We start from the raw sequence: 12,255 nt of genomic DNA on the forward strand, positions 1-12,255 counted from the left end.
GCGTGAAGCTACCGCGACGCGACGAGCAGATTCGTGACGAACGCGACCGTGGCCGCGGGGACCGGCGCGGTGCCGGCCAGGGTCTCGTCCAGCCAGGCCTCGCGGACGATGCCGTTGCCCCGCAGCGGCGCGAGGACGTCGGGCGAGGCCCGCCAGTGCTCCACCACCAGGGCCGCCATCTCGCCCGCGCCCAGCTGCGCCTTGCTGCGCCCACGCACCCGCTGACGGATCTTGCGGGCCAGCCGGCCGGCGGTGACCCGCGCGGCCGCGGCGCGGGTGCCCAGGCCGCCCTGGCCGAGCTTGGCCGGGATGAGACCGGAGTCGAGCGGCACCGCGGCCAGGGCCGGGTCGAGCCGCTCGATGAGCTGGCCTGTGAGCCGCCCGCCGCGCTTGTCCTCGGGCGACACGGCGTGCGCGATCTGCACGAACCGGCGGTCGAACATCGGGTTGATGAAGAACCGGTTGGTGGCCGCCACCGAGCCGTGCGCGCCGGCCCAGCGCTGCATCCGCTGGTACAGGTAGAACTGGTCGGCCGCGCGCAGCCACTCCTTGGAGGTGCCGTCGAAGCCGGCCCAGATCAGCTCCAGCGCGTCGGACTGCGCCTTCGTGAGGAAGTCCGGCTCCAGCGCCTGCGGCAGGACGCGCTCGTTGGCGTACAGCCGCCAGTTCGCCAGGTTGTGCACGAGCTTCTGCGACGTGGCCGCGTGGTGCGGCTGGCCGAAGTAGTAGAACCCGCGGCAGGTCTCGCCGCCCAGCCCGGAGAGCCGGTGCCCCTGCTCCAGGTTGCTCTCGGCGAGCAGGAGCGGGGCCAGGGCGAGCGGGCTGGCCATGCAGTCCAGCGCGGCCGCGGCCTCCAGCGACAGCGCCCAGGCGTGGGCGGGCGTGATCGGGTCCTGGTCGTCCATCCAGTAGATCTGGTGGTCCAGCCCGCACAGCTCGCTCAGCTTGGCCGCGTGCCGCGCGTCCGAGCCGCCGTGCACGTCGACGGTGAGCGCGCGCAGGCCCGGCCGCAGCTTGGCCGGCACCGCGCACAGCAGCACGCGGGTGTCCTGGCCGCCGGTGAGCTGCAGCACCGTGGTCGGGTGGTCGTTGAGATACGCCGTCTGGAAGTCCTCCAGCAGCTCGGCCATCTCGCCGACCGCGGTCGGAATGGTGGGCGTCGCGCCTTCAAGATCCAAGGAAGTTTGGATGTACCGTCTGGTGCTCACCTTCCCGCCCGCCAGCACGGCGAGCGAGCCGGCCTCCAGCTTCGTCACGTCGCCGAAGACGGTGCCCAGGCCGACCTGCCAGCCGACGAGGCTCTGCAGCCCGAGCGCGGCGAGGTTCAGCGGGGCGCCGGCGAGTTCGCGCAGGGCGAGCGCGCTGGTCGACACCGCGGCCACGCCGTCGCCCTGCCACCAGAAGATCTGGCGGAAGCCGAGCCAGTCGGTCGCCACCACGATCGGGGCGGCCGGGGACGAGCGGTGGGCGGCGGCGAAGGGCGGTACCAGAGCGGCCAATGCCGTGCCGTCGACGTTGCCGCCGTCGCGCAGCAGGGCCGCCAGCCCGTCGGTGGAGACCTCGCCGGAGCGGGTGCGGGCGGCCCGGCCGAGCCGGACGGTGAAGCCGCGGCCCTGGTCGTCGACGCGGTCGCCCGGGTCCTCCGGGCCGAGCGCGACCCAGCCGTCGTCGGCCGCGTGCACCGTGGCGTTGCCGAGAGCCCGAACAGCCGCGGGTGCCGGAGCAACCGCCGTTCCGCCGGGGGCGAAGGAGACCGCGAGGAAGGACCTCACCGCGACCACGCCCGGACGGTCAGCCGTAACAGCGCACGACGCGAAGACATGGCGGCCATGCTAGTGCTCCCTCGAAGCGGTCGGTTGACGCACATTTGACAGCCCACCGGGACCTCCATCAGCGGACCACGGCGGGCGACCAGGCGTCCGGAATGAGGATGTGCGAGGCGCCCGAGCCGTCGGCCGGCACCACCCACACGTCGCTGGCCGACGGGCCCTCGCCCGCGCGGGGCAGGCCGTAGACCACCTGGGAGTCGTCCAGCCACTCGATCTGGTCGTCCACGCTGCGCGGCTCGGCCAGCGCGGTGGCCTTGCCGGTGGCGATGTCGTAGACGGCGATGCCCCACTGCCCGGCCGGGCGCCCGGCCCGCGTCTTGAACGCGATCCGCGTGCCGTCCGGCGAGATCGACGGGCACTCGGCGTCCTCGCGCAGCGACTCCAGCTTGGCCGCCGAGATGGTGCCGCGCACCAGCCACGTCTTGCTGCCCGAGGCGGCGGTGGCGTAGAAGTGGTCGTCGTCGGCGAAGGTGACGCCCCACATGTTGCGGTCCTTGGCCTCGATGGTCCGGCCGTCGACGGTCAGCGTGAACGACTCGATGTTCGTGGTCTGCTTCGTCGCGATCTTCGTGATCAGCGTCTCGGTGGAGAACTGGCCGGGTGCGGAGTAGTCGTGGCCGGACACGAACGTCGTGGTGGCCACCAGCGCGCCGTCGCGGGACAGCCGGGTGCGGCTGGGCACCCCGGACAGCGGAAGGTCCAATGTGGACTGCCAGTCCGGGCCGAGCACCTTGGCCGTGTACGTGGTGACGAGCGACGGCTTGGCGGCCAGGCACACCGCCTGCCCCTCCCGCGCGTACACGCGGTCGCAGCTGGCCGGGGTCAGCGCGCGCGGGCCGGACGGGGCGCTCAGCGGCACCTCGGCCACCTTGCCGTAGTCGTTGCCCAGCGCGGTGCTGCGGAAGACGATGTGCGGCTCGCTCTGCACCGCCGCGAGGTCGTTGCGGGTGGCCAGCGGCGGCGCCTCCTCGGCCGCCTTGGTCTGGGCCCGCCGTGCGAACACGACGTAGCCCACGGAGCTGAGCACGGCGAGGGCGACCACCACGCCAAGGGCGATCAGCTTGGCGCGTTGGCTCACGCCGTCACCTCCGTACCGCGCAGCAACCACACGGACAGCGCGAGCGTGGCCAGCAGCAGCCCGCCCACCAGGAACAGCGCGTGCGTGCTGCCGAGGAGCAGCCACAGGCTGCCGAACGCGAGGGAGGAGCCGAACCGGGCCAGCACGACCACGGTCTGCGCGGCCGCGATGCCGCTCCCGCGGGACTGCTCGTCGACCAGCGGGGTCACCAGCGCCGGCAGCACGCCGTCGGTGGCCGCGTAGTAGGTGCCGAGCAGCGCCAGGACCAGCACCGTGGACCAGGTGCCGCCGAACGGGCCGGCCGCGAACAGGTAGACCGCCAGCAGCGCGACGTGGCCGCCGAGGAAGACCCGGGTCCGCCCGATCCGGTCGGCGAGCCGGCCGAACGGGATGGCGAACAGCAGGTACGCGATGTTCGATCCGACGTAGAGCAGCGGGAAGTACTTGGCGGCCAGGTGGTCGCGCTGCTGCAGCGACAGGTAGAGGAAGCCGTCGCCGACCGTGAACAGGGCCAGCAGCCCGGCCGCGATCAGCGGGCGGCGCAGCCGGGCCCCGCCGACCTGGCGCAGCACGTGCCGGAAGCTCTGGGCGGTGCGGGCCACCTTCGTGCGGTGGTTCGGCACGAACAGCACGATGACGGCCACGCCCACGAACGCGAACCCGGCCGACACGATCCAGACCGAGTTGTAGTCGCCCGGCACGAGCAGGAGCATCGAGAAGGCCACCATGGGCCCGATGGCCGCGCCGATGGTGTCCAGCGTGCGGTGCACCCCGAAGGCGCGGCCGAGGGCCCGCGGGTCCGACGAGTCCGCGATGATGGCGTCGCGGGGCGCCGTGCGCAGGCCCTTGCCGAGCCGGTCGGCGGTGATCACCGCGCTGATCGCGACGAGGTTGTGCGCGACCAGCATCCCGACCCGGCTCAGGGCGGACAGCCCGTACCCGACGGCCGCGACCCACTTCGGCCGGTTGGACCGGTCGCCGGCATAGCCGCCGCCGATCCGGACCAGCGCGCTGACGCCCTGGTACAGGCCGTCCACGAAGCCGTACGCGAGCACCCCCAGCCCCACCTCGGCGGTGAGGTACAGGGGGAGCACCGCGTTGACCATCTCCGAGGAGATGTCGGTGAGCAGGCTGACGATGCCGAGCAGGACCACCGTGGTGGCAATCCGCGGGGCTGCACTCGATGCCGCGGACTTGCCGCCCGGACGATCCCGCAGGGTCAGGTACATCTGGTGCGTCTCACATTCGTGCGGCCCGCAGCGCCTGAACCACCTTGTCCTGCTGCTCGGGCGTGATCTGGGGGAACAACGGCAGGGTCAGGATCTCCACCGCGGCCCGTTCGGCGTGCGGGAAGCTGCCCTTGGCGTACCCCAGGTCGGCGAAGGCCGGCGTGAGGTGGATCGGGTAGGGGTAGTGGATGCCCGCGCCGACGCCGGCCGCGTTGAGCTTGGCCAGCACCTCGTCGCGGCGGGTGGACGAGCCGTCCGTGCTCGCCTCGCGGACCACGTAAAGGTGCCACACGTGCTCATTGCCGTCCAGGGTCACCGGCCGCGTGACCTCGACGTCGGCGAGCAGCGCGTCGTAGCGCGCGGCCGCGGCCCGGCGGGCGGCGTTCCACGCGGCCAGGCGGGTCAGCTTGGCCCGCAGGACGACCGCCTGCAGCGCGTCCAGGCGGCTGTTGAACCCGACCACGTCGTGTACGTACTTGGTCAGGCCGCCGTGGCTGGAGATGGTGCGCACGGCCACGGCGAGCGCCTCGTCGGCGGTGACGACCGCGCCGGCGTCGCCGTACGCGCCGAGGTTCTTGCCGGGGTAGAAGCTCGTCGCGGCGATGCCCTCGGCACCCGCGCCCACGCCGAAGCGCGTCGCGCCCTGGCACTGGGCGGCGTCCTCGACGATGACGACGTCGGTCCCGGCGGCGGTCCCGGCGAGGCCGGCCCGCAGCCGCTCGACCGGCGCCAGCTGGCCGTAGAGGTGCACCGGCACGATCGCCCGGGTCTTCGGCCCGACCGCGGCCAGGGCCGCGTCGACGTCGATGAGGTACGTCACCGGGTCGCAGTCCACCAGCACGACCGTCGCGCCCACCCGGGCGACCGCCTCGGCCGTGGCGATGAACGTGTTGGCCGGGAGGACGACCTCGTCGCCGGGCTTGATCCCGACCGCCCGCAGCGCGAGCTCCAGCGCGTCGGTGCCGTTGGCCACGCCGACGCAGTGCTGCACGCCGGAGAACTCGGCGTACTCGCGCTCGAAGGCGGTGACCTCGGAGCCGCCGATGAACGCGGTGTTCTCGAGGATGCGCTTGAAGCCGAGGGCGACGTCTTCGGCGACCTCGGCGTGGGCCGCCTTCAGGTCGACAAGGGGGATCATGAAGCGGAACTCCCAACGAGCTTGGAGAGGATGCCGACGATGTGGTCCTGGTCGGCCTCGGTCAGCTTGTGGTGCAGCGGCAGGATGAGCGAGTCGCGGGTCAGCCGCTCGGTGTTGGGCAGCCCCACGGTCGGGGTGACGTCCTCGTACGCCGGCTCCAGGTGCGAGGCCATGATGCCGCGCCGCGCGGAGACGCCCGCCGCCGCCAGCTCGGCCAGCACCTGGTCGCGGGAGACGCCGAGGTCCGCGTCGAAGAGGACCCAGAACGACTGGAAGTTGCTGGTGCCGTACTCCGGGTCGCGCACCGCCCACACCCCGTCGACGCCGGCCAGCAGCTCCTGGTAGCGCGCCGCGAGCTCGCGGCGCTGGGCGACCAGCCCGGCCAGCCGGTCGAGCTGGACCAGCCCCACCGCCGCCTGGATGTCGGTCATCCGGAAGTTCCAGCCGGTCTCGAGGTAGGCCTCGAGGATCGGCTGGGCGCTCTTGTGCCGGTCGGCCGCGGACACGTTCATGCCGTGCTCCCGCAGCCGGCGCAGCCGGGCCGCGCGGTCGGCGTCGTCGAGGGTGAGCATGCCGCCCTCGCCGGTCGTGATGACCTTGCGCGGGTGGAACGACCACGCCGAGATCAGCGCGCCGGTGCCGACCGGGGCGCCGTAGGCGGTCGAGCCGGCCGCGCAGGCCGCGTCCTCGACCAGCGGCAGGCCCCACCCGTCCGCGGCCGCGCGCAGGGCGCGGACGTCGAACGGGACGCCGCCCTGGTGTACCGCGATGATCGCGGCGCTGCGGTCCGTGCGCACCTGGTCCACGGTCTGCACCGTCAGGTTGCCGGTGGCGAGGTCGACGTCGGCGAAGACCGGCGTGGCCCCCACGTAGCGCACCGCGTTCGCGGTGGCGATGAACGACAGCGACGGCACGATCACCTCGTCGCCCGGCCCGATGCCGAGCGCGATGAGGGCCAGGTGCAGCGCCGTGGTGCAGGAGCTGACCGCGACGCCGTGCTCGTGGCCGACGAGCGCGCTGAACGAGCGCTCGAACTCGGCCACCCGCGGGCCCTGGGCGACCCACCCGCTGCGGACGGCGTCGGCGGCGGCCTGCGCCTCCTCCTCGCCCAGCAGCGGGATCATCACCGGGATGGTGCTCATCGGCCGACCTCGGCGTCCGGCTGGGCGACGCGCTCGGCCCGCCACCACTCGACGAGACCCTGCAGGCCGTCGTCCATGGTGATCGCGGAGCGGAAGCCGATGCCCTGCTCGGCGTGCGAGGTGTCGGCCAGGCGCCGCGTGACGCCGTTGACCGAACGGGCCGGCCCGTGCTCGGGGGCGAGGTCCGACTTCATCACCGCGCTGAGGGCGGCGGCCAGCTCCTTGAGGCTGGTCTCCTCGCCGCTGGCGATGTTGAACACGTCGTCGGTCACGTCCGCCTCGGCGGCCAGGATGTTGGCCCGCGCGATGTCGGCGACGTGCACGAAGTCCATCGTCTGCAGGCCGTCGCCGAGGATCAGCGGCGGCGTGCCCGACTCGATGCGCTCCATCCAGCGGATGAGGACCTCGGTGTACACGCCGTGCACGTCCATGCGCGGCCCGTACACGTTGAAGTAGCGCAGGGCGACGTAGTCCAGCCCGTACATGGCGTGGAAGCTGCGCAGCATGCCCTCGTTGAACGCCTTGGCCGCGCCGTAGAACGTGTCGTTGTTGTACGGGTGGTGCCGCTCGGTGGTCGGGAACTGCTCGGCCAGCCCGTAGACCGAGGCCGACGAGGACGCCACGACCTTGCGCACGCCGGCCGCCTGGGCCGCCTCGAGCACGTTGAACGTGCCGTCGACGAGCACCTCGTTGGCCAGGCGGGGCTCGCTGGCGCACTGGGTGATCCGGATCGCCGCGAGGTGGAACACGATGTCGATGCCCTGGCTGAGCTCGTGCAGCAGCGCGGCGTCGCGGATGTCGCCCTCGACCACGCGGACCGGGCCGTTGGCCATGGCCCAGGCCAGGTTGGCCATCCGGCCCCGGACCAGGTTGTCCAGGACGATCACCTCGGCCGCCCCGCCCTGCACGAGGAGGTCGACGACGTGGGAGCCGATGGTGCCGGCGCCGCCGGTCACCAGGACGCGCGCGTCGCGAATCGGCACGGAAGCATTGCCCATCAGTTCTCACCCTCCACCAGGGGGATCGCCACACCGCCGTCGGCGAGGCTACGCGACGCCGCTTCGAGGATCTCCAGGACCCGAAGCCCGGCCCGGCCGTCGGTGAGCGACGGCACACCGCTGCGGATGGCGCCGGCGAACGCGGCCACCATCTGCCCGAGGGCCTCCTTCTCCTGCAGCGCCGGGGCGAGCATGTCGCCGGAGCGGTAGGAGATCTGCATGTCGCGGCGCTGGTCCGGGCCCAGCTCCTCGGGGGCGGCGACCTCGACGCCCCGGTCGTAGATGGCGATGCGCTGGGTGGGGCTCATGTCGTCCCACACGAGCGTCCGCTTGGAGCCGCCGACCATGGTCGTGCGGACCTTGATCGGGGAGAGCCAGTTGACGTGCACGTGCGCGATGGCGCCGGTGTTGAGTTGCAGTGTGAGATAGCCGACGCAGGCGCGGCCGGCCCCGATCGGGTCGGCGCCGTGCGCGCTGACCGAGACCGGGTGCACCCCGTCGGGCAGCACGTAGTCCAAAATGGACAGATCGTGCGGGGCCAGGTCCCAGATCACGTCGATGTCGCGCTGCACCAGGCCCAGGTTGATCCGCACCGAGTCCAGGTAGTGCAGCTCGCCCAGCTCGCCGCTGTGCAGCGCCTCGCGGATGCGGGTCACGGCCGGGGTGTAGCAGAAGGTGTGGTCGCACATGAGGGCCAGGCCGCGGTCCTCGGCCTCGGCCACCAGCCGGCGGCCCTCGGCGACCGTGGCGGCCAGCGGCTTCTCGACGAGCACGTGCTTGCCGGCCTGCAGCGCCTGCAGCGCCACACCGAGGTGGGTGCCGGCGGGCGTGGCGATCGCGACCGCGTCCACGGCCGGGTTGGCCAGGGCGGCGGTCAGGTCGGCGGTGGCTTCGACCGTTGAGTAGCCGCCCAGCACCTTGCGGGCGCGCGCGACGTCGAGGTCGACCAGTGCCTGCAGGCGGAAGGACGGCGATGCCATGAAGTTGCGCACGAGATTCGGCCCCCAGTAGCCGGCTCCCACGACGGCAACGCCGATCGGCTGAGGGTCGCCCTGGACGTTTGTTGAATTCACGGATACTCGATTCGGTCACGTCGACATGGGCCGAGAGGCGGACGATTTCTGGCACAACGTGTCAGCACGAGGCGCACACAGCACGGGCAAGCTACCGCCGCCGTCAAGCAATGCCACAGCACTGACGGAAATCTGGCACAGTGATCCTTTCTGTGCAACATCCGATGCGCTGATCATTCGCTGTGAGCTGCGCTGCGATCAAATCGACCCGTGAATGGACATGGATTTCTCGTCGCATACACTGCGTCCTGCTCGCAGCTTGAGGTAGCCGAGGCTTACTTGCCATCCTTAGGGGGACATGGCCAATGGTGCACTCGATCAAAAGCGCATGGCTCGGTCGCAAGGGATTGATGTTGATCGCTGCGGCCGCAGTGCTTCTCGTCGCGGGTGCCGGTGCGTGGGTGCTGACCGGCAGCACCGCCCCGGCGGTCGGCTGCCCCGCTGGTCAGACGGCGGAGCAGTGCAGCGCGTCGGCCGGTGCGTCGGGCGCGGGCGGGGAGGCGCTGGCGCCGGGCGAGGTCGATCCCGGCAGCGCGGGCCTCGGCAGCGCCAAGCCGTCCGGCAGCGGCCGGCCGGCGAGCGCGCCGCCCGGTGCGGGCAGCGGCGGGAACGGCCGCGGCGGCAGTACCGGCGACGGAAAGTACCCGGCCCGCTACTCGGTGGGTGCGCCCGGCGTCGGCAAATACAAGCAGTCGGACGCGAAGCTGCCGGTGCCGGCCGGATATCAGGAAGTGGCCGCCAGCGAGAGCCAGAGCAAGGCGTACAACCTGTACACCTGCGGGAACATCACACTGGACCACAAGTACATCCACGGGTATATCTACATCGGCACCGACTGCCACGGCACGGTCACTATCACGAACTCAATCATCGCTCCACCGCCCGGTTCCGCGAATCGCGCGATTCTGGTCAACGCGAATTCTTCGGGCAAACTCACGCTGAACATCTCGAACACCACGATTCGCCCGGAGCCGGTGGGACTGGGCCAGAAGGGTGCGGCGCTCAACGACCACGCAATCAATGATTGCGAGACATGCACCATTCATCTGAACAAGGTCGACGTGGCCAATACCGGTGGAATGTGCCTGTGCGGGCAGAACGTCACGATCGAGAACAGCTGGCTGCACGACAACTACATCGCCAACCTGACCGACATCGGGGCGGCGCACACGGGCGGCGTGTTCCCGTACGGCGGCAGCGGCCCGCTGGAGATCCGCAACAGCCGGCTCGAGCCCGGCGTGGACGCCTTCACCGGCCAGGAGATCCCGAACTACTGGAAGGCCATCACCGCGGTGCTGTTCACCCAGAGCGCGGGCGGCTCGACGCTGACCAACTACACCGTGCAGAACAACTTCATCTCGCTCGGCGCCTACGGCTTCTGGGCCCAGGACGGGCAGAACCTGCGGGTGCGCGGCAACGTCTTCGGCCCCACGCACTACGGCAGCACCGGCAACTGCACCGGCGGCTGCAAGGTGACCTACGCCGAGTGGAGCGACAACCTGGCCGGCGCCATCGACGGAACGCCATTGGCCCAGGCGGTGCAGAAGCCGGCGTGACGATCCGGTCCGAGTGGCATGTGTAACAAAACCCAGTCCACGAGTCGCATTCACGACTTGTATGGACCGTTTTCTGCGCTCACGGCCGACCCTTCCGGTCCTGGGAGCCGGGTATCGTGGCCGCGTTCGGCCGCCGAGCACAATGCATCGCTCACGTTCTCGTGACAGCGCTGGGGAAGGAAAGCCCATGGTGTCGACGGCGTCCCCGCCGGCCCTGATCGCCCACGCCGGGCCCGGGGTGCAGACCCCGCGACCCGGTCCGACCGGCCTCAGCCCAGTCGCGACCGACGAGCGGCTCACCGGAAGGACGGGCGAGCCCGACGACCACCGGCTGTACCGCCGGATGCGCTTCATCCGCCGTTTCGAGGAGACGCTGCTCGCGCTGTTCGAGGAGGGTCTGCTCAACGGCACCACGCACGCCTGCATCGGGCAGGAGGCCGACGCGGTGGCCGTGATGGAGCACCTCGCCGACGGCGACCACGTGTTCAGCAACCACCGCTGCCACGGCCACTACCTGGCCCGCACCGGCGACGCCCTCGGGCTGATCGCCGAGATCATGGGCAAGGAAGCCGGCATGTGCCACGGCATCGGCGGCAGCCAGCACATCTGCGCCCCCGGCTTCAAGTCCAACGGCGTGCAGGGCGGCATCGTCCCGGCCGCCGCGGGCATCGCGATGGCCGGCCAGCTCGACGGCGCGGACATGGTGAGCGTGGTGTTCATCGGCGACGGCACCCTCGGTGAGGGCATGGTCTACGAGACCATGAACATGGCCGCCCTCTGGCGCCTGCCGCTGCTGGTGGTGTGCGAGGACAACGCGTGGGCGCAGAGCACGCCGGTCGCGACCAACCTGGCCGGCAGCATGGCCGCCCGGTTCGAGGCGTTCGACGTGCCGGTGCGCGAGGTCGACAGCACCGACGTGGTCGAGCTGAGCGAGATCGCCAAGGCCGAGATCGACGCCGTACGGTCCGGCGGCGGGCCGCGGGTGCTGCTCATCCACACGTACCGGCTGTGCCACCACTCCAAGAGCGACGACGAGCGGCCCGAGGAGGAGATCGCCGCCCACTGGCTGGTCGAGCCGCTGGTCGTGCACGGCCGCCGGCTCAGCGAGGCCGACCGCCGCGCGATCGACGAGGAGGTCGAGACCGCGCTGGGCGAGGTCGTGGCGACGGCGAGGGCGCTGCCGTGATCTTCGCCAAGGAGCTGGGCGACGCCCTGCGCGTGAGCCTCACCAACGATCCCCGCGTGGTCGTGCTCGGCGAGGACATCGCCGACCCGTACGGCGGCGCCTTCAAGGTGACCCGCGGACTGTCCACGGACTTCCCGGCCCGGGTGCGCACCACCCCGATCAGCGAGGGCGCCGTCGCCGGGATCTCGGCCGGCCTCGCGCTCGCGGGCAAGCGGCCGATCGCCGAGATCATGTTCGGCGACTTCCTGACGCTGGTGTTCGACCAGGTCGTCAACCACATCGTGAAGTACCAGGCGATGTACGCCGGGCAGGCCACCTGCCCCGTGGTGATCCGGGCCCCCTCGGGCGGGCACCGCGGCTACGGGCCGACCCACAGCCAGAGCCTGGAGAAGCACTTCCTCGGCGTGCCGCACCTGCGGGTGGTGGCGGCGTCGCTGTACCACGACCCGAAGGACGCCTTCGCCGACTTCCTGGGTCAGGACAGCCCGGTGCTGTACATCGAGCACAAGCTGCTCTACCCGCAGCACCTCGCGCTGCCCACCGGCGGCCTGGTCGGCGACCTGCTGGCCGCGCAGGACGCGAGCCCGGGCGCGCTGCCGACCGTGCGGCTGTCGGCGGTGCCGCGGCACGACTGCACGATGACCGTGCTCGCGTACGGCTACCAGGCCATGCTCGCCGCCCGCGTGATCGAGCGGCTGGCGGTCGAGGAGGAGATCTTCGCCGAGCTGCTGGTGCCGGCCCAGATCGCCCCGATGGACTGGGCGCCGGTGGAGCGCTCGGTGCGGGCCACCGGCCGGCTCATCACCGTCGAGGAGGGCGTGAGCGGCTGGTCCTGGGGGACCGAGGCCGCCGCCGTCATCTCGCAGCGGCTGTTCGGCGAGCTGCGCCGGCCGGTCGACGTGGTCGCCAGCACGCCCACCGTCATCCCCTCCTCGAAGCAGCGGGAGAGCCGGATGCTGGTCGGCGAGGAGCAGATCGAGGCGGCCATCCGTGCCGCCGCCGCCTGATCGCAGTTCACCGGAGGAG

Annotated in this window: 10 protein-coding genes; 3 read left to right on the forward strand and 7 right to left on the reverse strand. The window is 71.6% G+C overall.

Annotated elements, in window-relative coordinates; genetic code table 11:
- Positions 1-8: 8 nt before the first annotated feature.
- From ACQP00_RS06510 to ACQP00_RS06540, 7 genes are all read right to left on the reverse strand, one after another.
- Positions 9-1,781 (reverse strand): hypothetical protein, encoded by a 1,773-nt coding sequence (locus ACQP00_RS06510; protein ID WP_433215778.1) that lies wholly within the window; start codon positions 1,779-1,781, stop codon positions 9-11.
- A 109-nt stretch (positions 1,782-1,890) separates the two neighbouring features.
- Positions 1,891-2,907, reverse strand: a complete 1,017-nt coding sequence (locus tag ACQP00_RS06515) for a TolB family protein (RefSeq protein ID WP_433215781.1) — start codon at positions 2,905-2,907, stop codon at positions 1,891-1,893.
- Positions 2,904-4,136 (reverse strand): MFS transporter, encoded by a 1,233-nt coding sequence (locus ACQP00_RS06520; protein ID WP_433215784.1) that lies wholly within the window; start codon positions 4,134-4,136, stop codon positions 2,904-2,906. Before ACQP00_RS06520 ends, ACQP00_RS06515 begins: the two co-directional genes overlap by 4 nt.
- Positions 4,137-4,146: 10 nt before the next feature.
- Positions 4,147-5,274, reverse strand: a complete 1,128-nt coding sequence (locus ACQP00_RS06525; protein ID WP_433215787.1) for a DegT/DnrJ/EryC1/StrS family aminotransferase — start codon at positions 5,272-5,274, stop codon at positions 4,147-4,149.
- A complete protein-coding gene (locus tag ACQP00_RS06530) occupies positions 5,271-6,416 on the reverse strand; it encodes a DegT/DnrJ/EryC1/StrS family aminotransferase (protein WP_433215790.1) in 1,146 nt (381 codons plus the stop codon). The genes ACQP00_RS06525 and ACQP00_RS06530 overlap by 4 nt, the downstream gene beginning before the upstream one ends.
- On the reverse strand, positions 6,413-7,414 hold the full coding sequence (locus tag ACQP00_RS06535) for an NAD-dependent epimerase/dehydratase family protein (RefSeq protein ID WP_433215792.1): 1,002 nt from the start codon (positions 7,412-7,414) through the stop codon (positions 6,413-6,415). The genes ACQP00_RS06530 and ACQP00_RS06535 overlap by 4 nt, the downstream gene beginning before the upstream one ends.
- Positions 7,414-8,487, reverse strand: a complete 1,074-nt coding sequence (locus ACQP00_RS06540; protein ID WP_433215795.1) for a Gfo/Idh/MocA family protein — start codon at positions 8,485-8,487, stop codon at positions 7,414-7,416. The genes ACQP00_RS06535 and ACQP00_RS06540 overlap by 1 nt, the downstream gene beginning before the upstream one ends.
- Before the next feature lie 305 nt (positions 8,488-8,792).
- Here ACQP00_RS06540 and ACQP00_RS06545 point away from each other — a divergent pair, with 305 nt between their 5' ends.
- The 3 genes from ACQP00_RS06545 to ACQP00_RS06555 all read left to right on the forward strand — a co-directional run bounded on the left by ACQP00_RS06545 (position 8,793) and on the right by ACQP00_RS06555 (position 12,236).
- Positions 8,793-10,043 (forward strand): hypothetical protein, encoded by a 1,251-nt coding sequence (locus ACQP00_RS06545; protein ID WP_433215798.1) that lies wholly within the window; start codon positions 8,793-8,795, stop codon positions 10,041-10,043.
- 187 nt (positions 10,044-10,230) lie between these two features.
- Positions 10,231-11,229, forward strand: a complete 999-nt coding sequence (locus tag ACQP00_RS06550) for a thiamine pyrophosphate-dependent dehydrogenase E1 component subunit alpha (protein ID WP_433215801.1) — start codon at positions 10,231-10,233, stop codon at positions 11,227-11,229.
- Positions 11,226-12,236, forward strand: coding sequence for an alpha-ketoacid dehydrogenase subunit beta (locus ACQP00_RS06555; RefSeq protein ID WP_433215804.1), 1,011 nt, complete (start codon positions 11,226-11,228; stop codon positions 12,234-12,236). Before ACQP00_RS06550 ends, ACQP00_RS06555 begins: the two co-directional genes overlap by 4 nt.
- Positions 12,237-12,255: the final 19 nt, after the last annotated feature.

It is taken from the genome of Dactylosporangium sp. CS-047395 (assembly GCF_050942185.1).
Taxonomy (GTDB): Bacteria; Actinomycetota; Actinomycetes; order Mycobacteriales; family Micromonosporaceae; genus Dactylosporangium.